This is a genomic window from Enterobacter sp. C3_dUdeg, from assembly GCF_057536195.1.
On sequence record NZ_BAAKFX010000011.1, the window covers coordinates 1 to 16,649 of the forward strand.

Below are 16,649 nucleotides of genomic sequence, written 5' to 3' on the forward strand. Positions count from 1 at the left end.
GCGGGGGCCGGATTTGAACCGACGACCTTCGGGTTATGAGCCCGACGAGCTACCAGGCTGCTCCACCCCGCGTCCGTGGATGCGCACTATACTCGGATAGGTTTGTGATGCAACCCCTTTTTCACATAAATCATGATTTTGTATGCAAATTGAACGACATGGCTCTGTTCGGACTATTTTTTGCGCAAAATTTGCCAAAGGGCATGCGATCGCATTTCATTAGCCCTGGCGGTTTGTTATCTTCATCACGCGGAAATGGGCAACTTAAAGACGAGATATAATGAAAGGACGTTGGGCGAAGTATCTGATGGCGGGCGCAATGGTAGCGATTCTTGCGGCCTGTTCTTCCAAACCGACCGATCGCGGTCAACAGTATAAAGACGGGAAGTTATCCCAGCCTTTCTCTTTAGTTAATCAGCCTGATGCCGTCGGCGCACCGATTAATGCCGGTGATTTCTCCGAGCAGGTCTACCAGATCCGCAACGCGTCGCCGCGTCTGTATGGCGCCCAGAGTAGCGTGTATAACGCGGTCCAGGACTGGCTTAAAGCAGGCGGCGATACGCGCAACATGCGCCAGTTTGGTATCGACGCCTGGCAGATGGAAGGGGCCGATAACTACGGCAACGTCCAGTTTACCGGTTACTACACCCCGGTTATCCAGGCACGATACTCGCGTCAGGGCGAGTTCCAGTATCCTATCTACCGTATGCCGCCAAAACGCGGTCGTCTGCCGTCTCGCGCTGAGATCTACGCCGGTGCGCTGAGCGAAAATTACGTTCTGGCCTACAGCAACTCCCTGATGGATAACTTCATCATGGACGTTCAGGGCAGCGGCTACATTGATTTTGGCGACGGGTCGCCGCTCAACTTCTTCAGCTATTCCGGTAAAAACGGTCACGCCTATCGCAGTATCGGTAAGGTGCTGATCGACCGCGGTGAAGTGAAGAAAGAAGATATGTCGATGCAGGCGATCCGCGAGTGGGGCGAGAAACACAGCGAAGCCGAGGTGCGCGAGCTGCTGGAGCAGAACCCGTCGTTCGTCTTCTTCAAACCGCAAAACTTCGCGCCGGTGAAAGGAGCGAGTGCAGTTCCCCTGATTGGCCGCGCGTCGGTAGCATCGGATCGTTCGATTATTCCTGCAGGCACCACGCTGCTGGCTGAGGTTCCTCTGCTGGACAATAACGGCAAGTTCAACGGTCAGTATGAGCTGCGTCTGATGGTGGCGCTGGACGTCGGCGGGGCGATTAAAGGCCAGCACTTTGACATCTATCAGGGCATTGGCCCTGACGCAGGCCATCGCGCGGGCTGGTATAACCACTACGGACGCGTGTGGGTACTGAAGGCAGCTCCGGGAGCTGGAAACGTATTCAGCGGCTGATTGTGGTATTCTGAGCGCAATACGGATTACTGTTCAGGGTGAGGAAAACCTCACCCTTTTTACATCTGAGGTTTTATGTCTGTGGTAATCAGCGACGCCTGGCGCCAGCGTTTTGGCGGGACGGCACGTTTATATGGTGAAAAAGCCCTGCAGCTGTTTGCGGATGCGCACGTCTGCGTCGTGGGCATTGGTGGTGTGGGGTCGTGGGCGGCAGAAGCGCTGGCGAGAACCGGTATTGGCGCAATCACGCTGATTGACATGGATGACGTTTGCGTCACCAACACCAACCGTCAAATCCACGCCCTGCGCGATAACGTCGGCCTGGCGAAGTCTGAGGTCATGGCGGAACGTATCCGTTTGATCAACCCGGAGTGCCGCGTGACGGTGATCGACGACTTTGTGACGGCAGATAACGTCGCGGAGTACATGAGCAAAGGCTATAGCTATGTGATTGACGCCATCGACAGCGTGCGGCCAAAAGCGGCGTTGATCGCATACTGCCGTCGCTACAAGGTGCCGCTGGTCACGACGGGCGGCGCGGGCGGGCAAATCGATCCGACGCAGATCCAGGTGGCCGACCTGGCGAAAACGATCCAGGATCCGCTGGCGGCCAAGCTGCGCGAGCGCCTGAAGAGCGATTTTAACGTGGTGAAGAACAGCAAAGGCAAGCTCGGCGTCGACTGCGTGTTCTCGACCGAAGCGCTGGTCTACCCGCAGGCGGATGGCTCAGTCTGCGCGATGAAAAGCACGGCGGAAGGGCCAAAACGAATGGATTGCGCCTCAGGTTTTGGTGCGGCCACCATGGTGACCGCCTCCTTTGGCTTTGTGGCGGTGTCTCACGCCCTCAAGAAAATGATGGCGAAGGCGGAACGTCAGGCCTGAGCCTGACGTGCGGCATCCAGTACCGCGTCGCCCAGCGCGATCAACCCCTGACCACGCGAGGCGCTGAGCTGCGCGCGCAGCCCCAGCTCATCAAATAACGCCAGCGGCGAATGTGCCAGCAATTCCGCCGCGCTTTTCCCTTCCACAGCGGTCAGCAATACGGCCAGCAGGCCCCGGACGATGCGGCCTTCGCTGTCGCCGAAGAAGTGCAGCTTCTCGCCGGAGACGCTCACGCCCAGCCAGACGCGGTTTTCACAGCCTGCGATCTCTTTCGCCTGCGCTTTAAGATCGTCTGAAAGGGCCGGGAGCTGTTTACCCAGCAGGATCAGCTGTCGATATTTATCTTCCCACTGCTGGAGCGGGGCGAAGGTCTGTTTTAAGGTCTCTTCTGTGATGACGGTGCCAAACGGATGTCCGGCTAAAGCAGCGCTAGTCATTAATCCACCAGTATTTCAAGGGCGCGGTCAACGGCGGCAACCAGCACGTCGACATCGCTTTGGGTATTGTACGGCGCAAACGAGGCGCGCAGCGTACCGTTAACGCCAAGCGCCGCCAGCAGCGGCTGGGCGCAGTGCTGTCCGGCACGCAGGGCAATGCCGTACCCGGCCAGCAGCGTCACCATGTCGCTATGGTGAACGCCCGCAAAATCAAAGGCGAGCAGGCTTGAATCCTGAACGCGGAACGAGCGGAAACCCGGGCGCTTTTTGAGCTCTTCCTCTGCCAGCGTCGCCAGCCCCCGGCTCCAGCTTTCAGCCTGAACGATGTCTGTTTCTGCCAGCCACTCCAGCGCCGCGCTTAAGCCAATCACCCCCGCCACGTTCGGCGTACCGGCTTCCAGTCGATAGGGAACATCCTGAGTTTTGAAGCCATCGAACGACACTTCGGTGATCATTTTGCCGCCACCCAGCCACGGCGTCATTTTTGCCAGGAGTTCTGGCTTGCCGTACAACGCCCCAATACCGGTTGGCCCGTAGAGCTTATGCCCTGAGAAGGCATAGAAATCGATATCAAGCGCCTGCACATCAGCGGGGAAGTGCACCACGCCCTGAGCGCCGTCGACCATCACCACCATCCCGCATGCATGGGCAATGCGAATAGACTGAGCCAGGTCCGGGCAACCTCCCGTGACGTTCGACATCTGTCCGAGCGCCAGAATGCGGCTGCGAGGGGTAATCAGTTCGGGGAGACGGGCCACGTCGGGCAGAAGGTCTGCACCCAGTGGAAGCTTCACCACGCGTGCACCCGTTTGCTCGGCCACCATCAGCCACGGCACCAGGTTGGCGTGATGTTCCGCCTCGCTGACGACGATCTCATCGCCCGGCTGAAGCAGCGGGCGCGCGTAGCACTGGGCCACCATATTGATGGCTTCGGTCGTGCCGCGCGTCCAGACGATGTTTTTCCCGCTCTCGGCATTGATCAGGCGAGCGACCTGATCGCGTGCGGCTTCATAGCGCGCGGTTAATCGCTGCGCTTCGGCAAACTGGCTGCGATGCACGTTCCCGGCGCTCAGGCTGTAGAACTGCTGCGTGGCCTCAATCACCGCCTGTGGCTTAAGGGCGGTGGCGGCGCTATCCAGGTAAATACCGGCATCGGCCAGGGCCGGAAACTGTGCGCGGAACTGCGCAGGACTGAAAGCGTTCATGGGATTCCTCATTTCAATATAGCGATCGTCGCGCAATTTCAGCGGCAGGGCAAGGAGGTTGATATCTATCAGAATTGTCTGCTTATCCTTACGGCCTCAAAAAAGCAGGTTATGCTAAATAGTGTTAGGCGGATGTTTTAGCCTGTTATAAATCGAGGTTTGAATAGCATTAATTGCTAAAGGAGAATAATCATGAATAAGACAGCTGCAATCATTTCTGCCTGTGCGTTTACTTTTGCCCTGAGCGCCTGTTCCGGTAATAACTACGTGATGCACACCAACGATGGTCGTTCTATCGTTTCGGAAGGGAAACCGACTACCGATAATGATACCGGGATGATTTCGTACAAAGATGCTAACGGGAACAAGCAGCAGATCAACCGCACGGACGTGAAAGAGATGAAAGAGATCGAGCATTAACAGATCGCAGGCGAAAAAAAAGCACCGCAAATTGGCGGTGCTACATTAATCACTATGGACAGACAGGGTAAATGTACAGGAAGTGAAAAATTGGTAGCGTTGCTACCGTGGTCTGAATCGCAGACCAATTGCAAACACAACAACACAACATCACAACCGTAAGCCAAAAGCCCTTCAGAACACGCATTCCGAAAAAAGCTCTTCGTTCCGGCTCAGGAAGTGCCGCCACTATAGGTATTTGCTGGTAGTTCCTCAACGGACAAATTATAATGGCTCAGATAAAAAAAACTAATAGGTTAAACGTTGTTTCCTGTTTGTTAAATTCCGTTAACATCTAAGCCAGATAACCATGTCAAAGCGATTGCCACCTCTTAATGCATTACGAGTTTTTGATGCAGCAGCACGTCATCTGAGCTTTACCCGCGCAGCAGATGAGCTTTTTGTGACACAGGCCGCAGTAAGTCACCAAATCAAGTCTCTGGAGGATTTTCTGGGCCTTAAGCTGTTTCGTCGACGCAACCGTTCGTTGCTGTTGACCGAAGAGGGGCAGAGCTATTTTCAGGATATTAAAGAGATTTTTTCCCAGCTCACGGAAGCCACGCGTAAGCTGCAGGCTCGCAGTGCAAAAGGTGCTCTGACCGTCAGTTTATTGCCCAGTTTTGCCATTCATTGGCTGGTGCCAAGACTCTCAAGCTTTAACTCAGCTTATCCGGGGATCGACGTTCGAATCCAGGCGGTAGATCGTCAGGAGGACAAGCTGGCCGATGACGTGGATGTCGCCATTTTTTATGGTCGCGGTAACTGGCCGGGCTTGCGCGTTGAAAAATTATACGCAGAATATCTCCTGCCGGTCTGTTCTCCTCTGCTGTTAACAGGTGAGAAGGCGCTGAAGTCACCCGCTGACCTGGCTCAGCATACGCTTTTGCATGATGCCTCTCGCCGCGACTGGCAAACTTATACCCGTCAATTAGGTCTTACACATATTAACGTGCAGCAGGGACCCATTTTTAGCCACAGTGCGATGGTGTTACAGGCTGCCATTCACGGGCAGGGCGTGGCGTTGGCGAACAACGTCATGGCGCAGTCCGAAATTGAGGCAGGCCGCCTGGTTTGCCCTTTTAATGATGTACTGGTCAGCAAGAATGCGTTTTATCTGGTTTGTCATGACAGTCAGGCAGAACTGGGTAAAATAGCCGCCTTCCGGCAGTGGATACTGGCGAAAGCGGCAACCGAGCAAGAAAAATTCCGCTTCAGGTATGAGCAATAACGTTTGTGTGCCGGGCACGCATCAACTCAGGACTTAAACATGACCAGCCGATTCATGCTGATTTTTGCCGCGGTGAGTGGCTTTATTTTTGTTGCACTGGGCGCCTTTGGCGCACATGTATTAAGCAAGTCTTTAGGCGCAGTAGAGATGGGCTGGATCCAGACCGGCCTTGAATATCAGGCGTTCCACACGCTGGCTATTTTTGGGCTGGCGGTGGCGATGCAGCGTCGTATCAGTATCTGGTTTTACTGGAGCAGCGTGTTTATGGCGCTGGGTACCGTGTTGTTCAGCGGTAGCCTGTACTGCCTTGCGCTCTCACATTTGCGCCTGTGGGCGTTCGTTACACCTGTCGGCGGCTTCAGCTTCCTGGCGGGTTGGGTATTAATGTTTATCGGAGCTATCCGTCTGAAACGCAAGGGCGTTGTTCATGAATAAGGTTGTTTTATATTGTCGCCCGGGGTTTGAGAAAGAGTGCGCCGCGGAAATTACCGATAAAGCGGCGAAGCGCGAAGTCTTCGGCTTTGCCCGCGTAAAAGAAAACGCGGGCTATGTGGTATTCGAGTGCTATCAGCCTGAAGACGCAGACAAGCTGGCGCGCGAGCTGCCGTTCAGCTCGCTGATCTTTGCTCGCCAGATGTTTGTCGCGGGTGAGCTGCTGAAGGATCTTCCGCCGGAAGACCGCATCACGCCAATTGTCGGCATGCTGCAGGGCGTGGTGGAGAAAGGCGGCGATCTGCGCGTTGAAGTGGCGGATACCAACGAAAGTAAAGAGCTGATGAAGTTCTGCCGTAAGTTCACCGTGCCGCTGCGTGCGGCGCTGCGTGATGCAGGCGTGCTGACGAACTACGAAACGCCGAAGCGTCCGGTGGTGCATATCTTCTTTATCGCACCAGGCTGCTGCTATACAGGCTATTCGTACACCACCAACAACTCTCCCTTCTTTATGGGCATTCCGCGTTTGCGCTTCCCGTCCGATGCGCCAAGCCGTTCCACGCTCAAGCTGGAAGAGGCGTTCCACGTCTTTATCCCGGCGGATGAGTGGGATGAACGTCTGGCAAACGGCATGTACGCCGTCGACCTTGGCGCGTGCCCGGGCGGCTGGACCTATCAGCTGGTGAAACGCAATATGTGGGTATCGTCCGTTGATAACGGTCCAATGGCGCAAAGCCTGATGGACACCGGGCAGGTTACCTGGCTGCGGGAAGACGGTTTCCGCTATCGCCCGAACCGTAACAACATCTCGTGGATGGTGTGCGATATGGTTGAGAAGCCGGCAAAAGTCGCCGCGCTGATGGCCTCCTGGCTGGTGAACGGCTGGTGTCGTGAGACCATTTTCAACCTCAAGCTGCCGATGAAAAAGCGCTATGAGGAAGTATCGCAGAACCTGGCCTACATTCAGGAGCAGATGGACGAGCACGGTATTAACGTGGAGATCCAGGCGCGTCAGCTGTATCACGACCGTGAAGAGGTGACGGTGCATATTCGTCGCTGGTGGGCTGCGGTTGGCGGACGTCGCGACGAGCGATAGTACGTGCTTTGTTTTGCCCGGTGGCGCTACGCTTACCGGGCCTACAGAAAAGCGTTAACGCTCTAATCTCAACTGCTGTAAATTCCCGTCCAGCTGTAAATCCGTCTGTAGCGTTGCGATTTCCCGGCAGATAAACGCCATCTCTTTATGCGCCTCCAGCTTCTTGCGCCACTTTTCTGGCACCTCATCCAGACGGGCGTAAATCCCTTCCAGACTCTGAAAATCCTTCAGCAGCTGCGCGGCGCTCTTCGGCCCAATACCGGCGACACCCGGAACCTTAGAGCTGCTGATGCCTGCCAGCCCCCAGTAATCCGGCAGTTGCTCAGGCGAGACGCCGAACTCGCTGGCAATAAACGGCGCGTCCAGCCAGCGTTTTTGAAAATAGTCGCGAATGCGGATAGTCGGAGAAAGCAGCTGGCAGTAGCCTTTGTCAGTTGAAACGATAGTGGCCTGATGTCCGGCGCTTGCCACCTTTACAGCCAGGGTGGACGCGAGATCGTCGGCTTCATTTCCCTGTGCACCCCAGCAGGGAACTCCCCGCTGTTCAAATGCAGCGCGCAGCATGGGCAATTCAGCGTGAAGATCGTCCGGCATCGGGGCGCGTCCGGCTTTGTAGTCGGGCAGACGCTGGTGTCGCCAGCCCGTGTTGCGGGCTTCGTCATCAAATACCGCGACCGCGTGGGTGGGTTCACTGTGGCGAATAAGCTGTTCCAGCGCGTGCAGACAGGTGTCTTTACAAGGCGTCCCCTGTACCGCATGGATACGGCGGATCAGGTTAAGAGCATCGACGATAAGTAAATGAACGGCCACAGATAATCTCCCTTCTATCTCATGCGTGAAGAGTAACACTGTCAGCAGCGTGAAACTATGAATGGTGGGGAAAACAGGAAGAAGCCTCGCAAAACGAGGCTTCCTGAGAGGCTTAATCGCAGGTCACAATCTTCATCGCCAGGCCGCCACGAGAGGTTTCGCGGTATTTGGCGTTCATATCTTTACCGGTTTCGTACATGGTTTCGATAACCTTATCGAGACAGACGCGCGGCTCGCTGGTGCGGCGCAGCGCCATACGTGCCGCGTTCACCGCCTTCACGGAGGCAATCGCGTTACGTTCGATGCACGGTACCTGTACCTGTCCGGCAACCGGGTCACAGGTCAGCCCAAGGTTATGTTCCATGCCGATTTCCGCAGCAATGCACACCTGTGTAGGGCTTGCACCCAGCAGTTCGGCCAGACCCGCCGCCGCCATGGAGCACGCCACGCCGACTTCACCCTGACAGCCCACTTCCGCACCGGAAATAGACGCGTTCATCTTATACAGCGAACCAATCGCACTGGCGACCAGCAGGTAGCGCGCCAGTGAGTTCGCGTTCACTTCACGGATAAACTTGTCGTAGTACGCCAGCACCGCCGGAACGATACCGCAGGCACCGTTAGTCGGCGCGGTGACCACGCGGCCCCCTGCGGCGTTCTCTTCGTTTACCGCCAGGGCGAACATGTTGATCCAGTCTACAACGGCCATCGGGTCCGTTGTCGTTTTGTCGGTGCTCACCAGCATACGGCGCAGCGCAGCAGCGCGACGCGGCACGCGAAGCTTGCCCGGCAGAACGCCCTCGGTGGTGATCCCGCGCTCAATACCGCCGCGCATCACTTCCCAGACGTTAGTGAAGTGCTGTTCGAGCTCTTCTTTACTGTGAAGCGCCAGCTCGTTTTTCATCATCAGGCCGGAGAGGGAAAGGCCCGTCTCCTGGCAGTGACGCTGAAGATCCGCCGCCGTTTTGTACGGATACGGCACTTCGACAGAAGAGGTATTGGTTTGACCAAAGTGGTCTTCGTCGACGATAAAGCCGCCGCCGATAGAGTAATACGTCTGGCTGTATACCGCTTTGTCGCCGGCCAGCGCGGTAATGCGCATGCCGTTTTCGTGCAGCGACAGGTTGTCCGCATGGAAATTCATGCAGTGGTCAACCGGGAATTCAACCTCATGCTCACCGTTCGCCAGCAGCAGGCGGCCGTGGGTGTTCACATCCTGGATGAAGCCAGGGATCGCATCAATATCAACGGTATCCGGCAGGTTTCCCGCCAGGCCCATGATAATGGCGATATCGGTATGGTGGCCTTTCCCGGTCAGGGAAAGCGAGCCGTATACATCGACAACCACGCGGGTAATGTCATGCAAGATGCCGCGTGCAATCAAGTCATCCGTGAACTGCTTACCGGCTTTCATTGGTCCGACGGTGTGAGAGCTGGAAGGACCAATACCGATTTTGAAGATATCGAATACGCTAATCATGATGCGTCCATTGCTTTCAGTCAGAGAGGGAGGAGTGCGCCGTCCGAAGACGGCGCGGGTGATAATCAGAACATGGTGTACAGGGAGTAGAAGATCGCAGAGATTGCGATAAGACCCATGATAACCACAAACACGTTGCTCACATGACCGCTGTACTTGCGCATAGCAGGGACTTTCTGAATCGCGTACATCGGCATCAGGAACAGAATCATCGCGATGACCGGGCCGCCCAGGGTTTCAATCATGCCCAAGATGCTTGGGTTCAGGGTCGCTACCGCCCAGGTGGTGAGCAGCATGAACAGTGCAGTGATTTTGTTCAGCTTGTTGATTTCAATGCTCTTGCCTTTACCGCGCAGAGATTTAATCACCATACCGTTGAAGCCTTCACGCGCGCCGAGGTAGTGGCCCAGGAAGGATTTGGTGATGGCGATAATCGCGATAATTGGTGCCATCCACGCAATGACCGGTGCGTTAAAGTGGTTCGCCAGGTAAGACAGAATAGAGATGTTCTGCTCTTTCGCTGCCGCCAGATCCGCCGGGGAGAGGCTCAGTACGCAGCTGAAGACGAAGAACATTACGGTCAGTACCATCATGATGTGAGCGCGCGCCAGGATGCTGGAGCACTTCTTCTCTGCGCCATTACCGTACTCTTCACGTTTCGCCACGGCGAAAGAAGAGATGATTGGAGAGTGGTTGAAGGAGAACACCATCACCGGAATTGCCAGCCAGAGGGTCATCAGCAGGCCGTTACCGGTTGCCGATGCGCTGCTCAGGGACAGGGTTTCCAGCGCTGCACCGTTCCACTGTGGGATCAGGTAGCAAGCCAGTACCATCAGAGCAATAACGAACGGGAAGACCAGTACGCTCATTGCTTTCACAATCATCTGCTCACCGAAGCGAACGATGGTCATCATGCCCACGATCAGGATCAGCGACAGAATCGCACGCGGAGGCGGCGTCATGTGCAGCTGGTGCATCATGAAGCTTTCAACGGTGTTGGTGATCGCCACGCTGTAGACCAGCAGGATAGGGTAAATCGCGAAGAAGTAGAGCAGGGTAATCAGTTTACCTGCGCCAACGCCGAAATGCTCTTCAACAACTTCAGTGATGTCCTCGCCCGGGTTTTTACCGGACAGCACGAAGCGGGTCAGACCGCGGTGTGCGAAGAAGGTCATCGGGAAAGCAATGATAGCCATGATGATCAGCGGGATCAGACCGCCGACGCCTGCGTTGATAGGAAGGAACAGTACACCAGCGCCGATTGCTGTGCCGTAAAGGCCAAGCATCCACATGGTATCCGTTTTGCGCCAACCACTTCGGGATTCAATCGAAGCAACGGTGCTGGTTTGAGTGGTTTCCATCTGTATCTCCTGGAGGAAGCAAATTGTCAGGTTTTTAGTCAAATCCGATGAAAAAGTGCCTGACGGTAATATGAAATTCGTTCAGTGACGGTTTTTTAATAATTTTCGCCCGTAACTATTGGCGGGCGGAAAGATACATTCTAGTTATGAATCTATCAGTGATCCTGATCCCAAATGCAATAATCCACTTATGATGTGGGCATCTTTAGACCATTTATCTGTTAAAAAAACGTCAAAGAGAATTTACGGGCGCGAAGGCTACCACCAACGACATGTGAGCTGAAAGACTGGCCCGTGATATAGGTGTCTTTAGCTGTAAAGAAATGGGTTTTTAGTATTTTCTGGCAGGTAATTTGGATTAAGGCTGATAATTTACGGTTGAAAAAACAAGGTAATCGTTTGCGTTTGCGCATAGTTTGTAAAAGACATAAGTGATGCGTATGAATTACCTCGTAATAAAAAAAGCCGGGACGCGCAACAGGGCGACCCGGCTTTGATGAGATGCTGTTGAGCGTTATGTGCAGATTTCGTAGCAAGGAATATAGGCTGAGCCCGGCAGCTTCATGCGGTGCTGAGCGACAAAGCCCTGCAGCATGTCGTCCATGCGACGCATCATCTCCGGGTCGCCGTGGATCTTGTACGGACCGTACTGTTCAATAGCGCGGATGCCCATCTCTTTGACGTTGCCCGCCACAATCCCGGAGAAGGCACGACGCAGATCGGCAGCCAGGACTTCCACCGGCTGGTCCGGATAGAGTTTCAGGTTCGCCATATTTTCGTGCGTTGGCTCGAACGGGATCTGCAGATCCGGCGCGATACGGATTGACCAGTTAAAGCTGTACGCATCGCCGGTATCGCGACGGTTTTCTTTTACCAACGGCATCGCTTTTTTCATCTGGCGCGCCACTTCCGCGGCATCGTCAATGATGATGCGATAGTGACGACGCGCGGCTTCGCCCAGCGTGTGCACGATAAACTCGTCCAGCACGCGGAAGTAGTCGGCGCTCTCTTTTGGACCGGTCAGGATCAGCGGCAGAACCTGATCTTTGTTGGCCGGATTCATCAGAATACCCAGCAGATAGAGCAGCTCTTCCGCTGTCCCCACGCCGCCCGGGAAGATGATAATGCCGTGGGCGATACGGACAAACGCTTCAAGACGTTTCTCGATATCCGGCATGATAATCAGCTCGTTAACCAGCGGGTTAGGCGGCTCAGCGGCAATGATCGACGGCTCGGTCATGCCGATAAACCGTCCCTCTTTGTAACGCTGTTGCGCGTGTCCCACTGCGGCACCTTTCATTGGCGCTTCCATCGCACCCGGACCGCAGCCGGTACAGATATTCAGCTCGCGCAGGCCGAGCTGGGTGCCCACCCGACGCGCATAAAGGTATTCGGTTTCGTTAATGGAGTGGCCGCCCCAGCAGACGACCATGTTCGGCGCTTCGCCAACGTGCAGGGCACGGGCGTTACGCAAAATGGAGAACACCAGGTTGGTGATATGGACTGAGCTTTCCAGGTCGAGATGCTGGAAACGGCCGGCGTTGTGGATCTGCCCGTTAACAAACAGGATGTCACGCAGCACGGCAAACAGGTTAGCCTGAAGTGAACGAATGATACGGCCGTCGACAAAGGCCTCTTCCGGCGGGTTGATGACTTCAAGCTTCACGCCACGCTCGCGGCGCAGCACGTTGATATCAAAGCTTTCGAAGCGGGACAGCAGTTCTTTACTGTTATCTGTCAGGCTTCCGGAGTTCAGTACGGCAAGTGAACAGTTACGAAACAGTTGATAAAGATCGCTGCTGGCCGTGCGCTTAAGCATGTCCACTTCCAGCTGCGACAACATATCCATTGAGCCAAGCGGGCTAATATGTGTAATCAAGTGAGCTCCTTACGGGACGATTATCGTCTTTCCCTGTTGATTACAATAGCCCTGGCGCGTGACGTTTCACAACCTAAAGCGCGGAAGATACCGCGCATATTGTGAAAATATTTATATTACTGACGCACCAGCCGTCCCGTTGCTGGCACAAAAGCGGTGTTGGTGCGCCACGGGTTGATGTCCAGACCGCCACGGCGGGTGTAGCGCGCGTAAACGCTCAGTTTTTCTGGCTGGCAGAAACGCTGAATATCGCTAAAGATACGCTCCACGCACTGCTCGTGAAATTCGTTGTGATGGCGGAACGACACCAGGTAGCGCAGCAACTTTTCCCGGTCAATTTTCGGGCCGCGGTACTGGATCTGCACCGAACCCCAGTCCGGCTGGTGGGTGATCAGGCAGTTGGATTTCAGCAGGTGGCTGACCAGCGTCTCTTCGACCACCTTTCCGCTCGCCGCGTTTTCAAGGTAATCGGCGCTGAATTCATAATTCTCCACCTCGATATCCTGATCGTCGATGCAGGTCCCGTTGAAGTGGGCGACCGGCTGCCCTTCCAGCTCGTGCAGGCGATACAGTGAAACGCTCACCTTTCCCTGCGCGCAGGCGCTTAAATCACGTTCCAGGGTGTGCTGAACGTCGTCCCAGCTGCTGAATTTTGTCTGGTTAAAACTGTTGAGATAGAGCTTAAAGCTTTTGGATTCCACGAGATTAACGCTGGCGTAATCCAGCTCAACGTGGCCCACCGCCACCTGCGGCAGACCGCGCGCGTTAAGCCACGAGAGTTCGTACAGCGTCCAGATGTCACCGCCGACAAACGGCAAGGCATCCGCATGCAGGCCCAGAGGATCGCGGTTCAGGCTGCGCGGCACTCCCTGCAGCAGGCTTGCATCGTAGGTATCGCGGTAATCGGTCGATTTACCCAGCGTTAAGCCGGTTAACGCCTGATGATTTTCGTAAGACATGTTTCATAGCCACTTTACAGGTACACTTATGGCCTGAGTTTATCCTGTCTGACAAGAAGAGAGAAATCGGTGGACATCGAAACTGCAAATGCCCTCACTAGCTTCACGACCCGCTATTGCGACGCATGGCATGAAAAGGACCAGACATGGCCGCAAAGTGCTGATTTGTATGGCGTACCTTCGCCGTGCATTATCTCTTCAGTCGACGATTACGTTATCTGGCAACCAAAACCTTTCGACGGCGAGCAAAATGTAAATGCGGTTGAGCGGGCAATGGACATTGTGGTACAACCAGCGGTTCATGCATTTTATACCACGCAGTTCGCAGGGGATATGCCTGCGCGCTTTGCTGATATCACGCTGACGCTGTTGCAGACCTGGAGCGAAGACGATCTGCAGCGTGTTCAGGAAAACCTGATTGGTCACCTGGTCACGCAAAAACGCCTGAAGCTTTCTCCGACGCTCTTTATTGCCACGCTGGACAGCGAACTGGACGTTATCTCCGTCTGTAACCTGTCAGGTGAAGTGGTTAAAGAGACTATCGGCACCCGCAATCGCGAGACTCTCGCCCCCTCTCTTGCGGATTTCCTTACCCGACTTGAGCCACTTCTGTAATCCATGATGCTATAGCGCGTGTGAGAGATCTCTTACAACGTTTGTGAGAGATCGCTGAAGATTCAGTATTACCTCATTTAATTCAGATTAATATCGCTCTGTTTTTCAATGAATTACCTGTTCATCGTATTGTTTTTAGGGATTTCTTACGGCTTACAACCCAGAAAGGGTGGGTTGTAAGACGAAGCGGAATAGCGGATTCTATTTCTGTCGACAGGACGCCGACACGAGAAACGAACATCAGGATGATGGCGTTTCTCACACAGGACTCGTCAGGATGGCGCTGCAGGAAGGCTTCAGGATGAAGCGAAGTGGATAACGCAGGATGCGTAAGGGACACCTCCAGGAAGGAGAACGAGAGCCGGTCAGGATGGTCGGTGGGTCAGGAAGGCCAGGACGTTTCAGGATGAGACAAACACGTCAGGAAGATGTGTGCAGGATGCATCGGCTTACGGATGACCAGGCCTTCGGGCGTCAGGAAAAGTTGTCACGGATGAGCAGGGAGCACGAATTGTAGCTGGAATGCTGCGAAACGAACCGGGAGCACTGTTTTTACAGTGCTCCCTTTTTTTATTTCTGCCTTCCGCAATGCTATGCTGCGCGCCGTTCACTTTTTCAGTTGAGGTTACTATGACGCAACACGATAGCGTTCGTGCTCAGTTGCACGCCATCGAAGCCCTTTTGCGCCAACATCAGCTGTGGCAGGAGACCGCGCCGCAGCCAGAAGCGTTCGCGAGCACTCAGCCCTTCTGCCTGGATACGCTGGCCCCGTTTGAATGGCTGCAGTGGGTGTTAATTCCGCGCATGCACGCCCTGCTTGAGGGCGGTCACCCGCTTCCGCAGGCGTTTGCTGTCTCTCCCTACTATGAAATGGCGCTCGAGGCGACACACCCTGCGCGCGACGTGATGCTGGTCGAACTGGAAAAACTGGATGCCCTGTTTGCCGGTGAAGATGCATGACGCTTGAGATCCTCTATCAGGACGAGTGGCTGGTGGCGGTGAATAAACCGTCAGGCTGGCTGGTACACCGCAGCTGGCTCGATCGCGATGAGAAAGTGGTGGTGATGCAGACCGTTCGCGACCAGATTGGTCAGCATGTTTTTACCGCCCATCGTCTCGACAGGCCGACCTCCGGCGTGCTGCTGATGGGGCTTTCCAGCGAGGCGGGGCGTCTGCTGTCACAGCAGTTTGAACAGCATCAGATGCAAAAGCGCTACCACGCGATCGTGCGCGGCTGGCTGACGGAAGCCGCCACGCTGGACTATCCGCTGGTGGAGGAACTGGACAAAATCGCCGATAAATTTGCCCGCGATGACAAAGGTTCGCAGCCCGCAGTAACGGATTATCGCGGCATGGCGACGACCGAAATGCCGGTTGCAACCAGCAAATTCCCGACCACACGCTACAGCCTGGTTGAGCTTTTGCCTAAAACCGGGCGTAAGCACCAGCTGCGACGCCATCTTGCGCACCTGCGCCACCCGATTATTGGTGACAGCAAACACGGTGATTTGCGCCAGAACCGCAGTGCGGCCGAACACTTTGGCTGCCATCGTCTGATGCTGCACGCCAGCGAGCTGAGCCTGACGCACCCGTTTACCGGCGAACCGCTGACTATCCGTGCGGGGCTGGACGACGTCTGGATGCAGGCGCTGTCACAGTTTGGCTGGCTGGGACAACTCCCCGAAAATGAAAGGGTTGAGTTTGTATCGGGCAACGTTCAGGATGAACGGTAAACGCATTCATTATGGGAAAATATCATGGCTGAAGTAGGCATTTTTGTCGGCACAATGTACGGCAACTCGCTGCTGGTAGCGGAAGAGGCTGAGGCAATACTCGCCAGCCAGGGCCATAAAGCCACGGTCTATGAAGACCCGGAACTGGCAGACTGGGAAAAGTATAAAGATAAATACATTCTGGTGGTGACCTCCACCACCGGGCAGGGCGATCTGCCGGACAGCATCGTGCCGCTGTTTCAGGGCATTAAAGACCAGCTTGGCTATCAGCCGGACGTGCACTACGGCATCATTGCCCTGGGCGACAGCTCTTACGCCAACTTCTGCGGCGGCGGCAAGCAGTTCGATGCACTCCTTCAGGAGCAGAGCGCCCAGCGCGTCGGCGAGATGCTGCTGATTGATGCCGGTGAGCATCCTGAACCCGAAAGCGAATCGAACCCGTGGGTGGAGAACTGGGCAACTCTCCTTAAATAGTTATCCAGGCCGGGTAAGGCATAGCCGCCACCCGGCGATACACCCCGCTCCAAACGCCAAATCCGTGAACCACCTTCCATTCCCCTGGGCTTATGCCATAAACAACCTCTCATACACCCTTTAATACTGTGTTTCTGCACGGTGAGGTGATGAGGCACTCCTTCATATACTTTTCCGGTCACTATAAAACGGCGTCAGGCCGTACCAAAACGACAAAACAC

Annotated in this window: 17 protein-coding genes; 10 read left to right on the plus strand and 7 right to left on the minus strand. The window is 55.0% G+C overall.

Annotation, left to right across the window (positions count from 1 at the left end):
- The first annotated feature begins 280 nt into the window (after positions 1-280).
- Entirely contained in the window at positions 281-1,378 is a 1,098-nt protein-coding gene (gene mltA, locus AC27FC_RS18970) for a murein transglycosylase A (protein WP_196354992.1), read from the plus strand.
- Positions 1,379-1,453: 75 nt separating this feature from the next.
- A complete protein-coding gene (gene tcdA, locus AC27FC_RS18975; RefSeq protein WP_006811804.1) occupies positions 1,454-2,260 on the plus strand; it encodes a tRNA cyclic N6-threonylcarbamoyladenosine(37) synthase TcdA in 807 nt (268 codons plus the stop codon).
- Here the strand turns inward: tcdA and csdE are convergent.
- Entirely contained in the window at positions 2,251-2,697 is a 447-nt protein-coding gene (csdE, locus tag AC27FC_RS18980; protein WP_094934829.1) for a cysteine desulfurase sulfur acceptor subunit CsdE, read from the minus strand. The two genes, tcdA and csdE, sit on opposite strands and share 10 nt — an antisense overlap.
- Entirely contained in the window at positions 2,697-3,902 is a 1,206-nt protein-coding gene (gene csdA / locus AC27FC_RS18985) for a cysteine desulfurase CsdA (RefSeq protein ID WP_196354993.1), read from the minus strand. The genes csdE and csdA overlap by 1 nt, the downstream gene beginning before the upstream one ends.
- 192 nt (positions 3,903-4,094) lie before the next feature.
- Between csdA and AC27FC_RS18990 the strand changes: the two genes are divergently transcribed.
- The 4 genes from AC27FC_RS18990 to rlmM all read left to right on the plus strand — a co-directional run bounded on the left by AC27FC_RS18990 (position 4,095) and on the right by rlmM (position 7,117).
- On the plus strand, positions 4,095-4,322 hold the full coding sequence (locus AC27FC_RS18990; protein ID WP_008499648.1) for a YgdI/YgdR family lipoprotein: 228 nt from the start codon (positions 4,095-4,097) through the stop codon (positions 4,320-4,322).
- A gap of 349 nt (positions 4,323-4,671) precedes the next feature.
- On the plus strand, positions 4,672-5,589 hold the full coding sequence (gene gcvA, locus AC27FC_RS18995; RefSeq protein ID WP_023309032.1) for a glycine cleavage system transcriptional regulator GcvA: 918 nt from the start codon (positions 4,672-4,674) through the stop codon (positions 5,587-5,589).
- Between the two features lie 39 nt (positions 5,590-5,628).
- Positions 5,629-6,024, plus strand: a complete 396-nt coding sequence (locus AC27FC_RS19000) for a DUF423 domain-containing protein (RefSeq protein WP_023309031.1) — start codon at positions 5,629-5,631, stop codon at positions 6,022-6,024.
- Positions 6,017-7,117, plus strand: a complete 1,101-nt coding sequence (gene rlmM / locus AC27FC_RS19005; protein ID WP_023309030.1) for a 23S rRNA (cytidine(2498)-2'-O)-methyltransferase RlmM — start codon at positions 6,017-6,019, stop codon at positions 7,115-7,117. Before AC27FC_RS19000 ends, rlmM begins: the two co-directional genes overlap by 8 nt.
- A 54-nt stretch (positions 7,118-7,171) precedes the next feature.
- Here the strand turns inward: rlmM and xni are convergent, their stop codons facing one another.
- The 5 genes from xni to queF all read right to left on the minus strand — a co-directional run bounded on the left by xni (position 7,172) and on the right by queF (position 13,606).
- The gene (xni, locus tag AC27FC_RS19010) at positions 7,172-7,927 is read right to left on the minus strand and encodes a flap endonuclease Xni (RefSeq protein ID WP_033146432.1); all 756 of its coding nucleotides are present in this window, start codon (positions 7,925-7,927) and stop codon (positions 7,172-7,174) included.
- A gap of 112 nt (positions 7,928-8,039) precedes the next feature.
- Positions 8,040-9,407 (minus strand): L-serine ammonia-lyase, encoded by a 1,368-nt coding sequence (locus AC27FC_RS19015; RefSeq protein WP_033146431.1) that lies wholly within the window; start codon positions 9,405-9,407, stop codon positions 8,040-8,042.
- Positions 9,408-9,472: 65 nt separating this feature from the next.
- Positions 9,473-10,768: an HAAAP family serine/threonine permease gene (locus AC27FC_RS19020; RefSeq protein WP_024909280.1), complete on the minus strand. Its 1,296-nt coding sequence runs from the start codon at positions 10,766-10,768 to the stop codon at positions 9,473-9,475.
- Between the two features lie 514 nt (positions 10,769-11,282).
- Positions 11,283-12,647: a nucleotide 5'-monophosphate nucleosidase PpnN gene (ppnN, locus tag AC27FC_RS19025; protein ID WP_023309027.1), complete on the minus strand. Its 1,365-nt coding sequence runs from the start codon at positions 12,645-12,647 to the stop codon at positions 11,283-11,285.
- Between the two features lie 116 nt (positions 12,648-12,763).
- Positions 12,764-13,606 (minus strand): NADPH-dependent 7-cyano-7-deazaguanine reductase QueF, encoded by an 843-nt coding sequence (gene queF, locus AC27FC_RS19030; protein WP_087823260.1) that lies wholly within the window; start codon positions 13,604-13,606, stop codon positions 12,764-12,766.
- A gap of 69 nt (positions 13,607-13,675) precedes the next feature.
- Here queF and syd point away from each other — a divergent pair, with 69 nt between their 5' ends.
- The 4 genes from syd to AC27FC_RS19050 all read left to right on the plus strand — a co-directional run bounded on the left by syd (position 13,676) and on the right by AC27FC_RS19050 (position 16,428).
- Positions 13,676-14,221 carry a SecY-interacting protein gene (syd, locus tag AC27FC_RS19035; protein WP_045888075.1) on the plus strand — a complete coding sequence of 182 codons (546 nt, stop codon included), beginning with the start codon at positions 13,676-13,678 and terminating at the stop codon, positions 14,219-14,221.
- Positions 14,222-14,851: 630 nt separating this feature from the next.
- Complete coding sequence (locus tag AC27FC_RS19040) at positions 14,852-15,181, plus strand: YqcC family protein (RefSeq protein ID WP_023309024.1); 330 nt, start codon at positions 14,852-14,854, stop codon at positions 15,179-15,181.
- Positions 15,178-15,954 carry a tRNA pseudouridine(65) synthase TruC gene (truC, locus tag AC27FC_RS19045; protein ID WP_033146427.1) on the plus strand — a complete coding sequence of 259 codons (777 nt, stop codon included), beginning with the start codon at positions 15,178-15,180 and terminating at the stop codon, positions 15,952-15,954. Before AC27FC_RS19040 ends, truC begins: the two co-directional genes overlap by 4 nt.
- 24 nt (positions 15,955-15,978) lie before the next feature.
- A complete protein-coding gene (locus tag AC27FC_RS19050; protein WP_023333248.1) occupies positions 15,979-16,428 on the plus strand; it encodes a flavodoxin in 450 nt (149 codons plus the stop codon).
- The last annotated feature ends 221 nt before the right edge of the window (positions 16,429-16,649 follow it).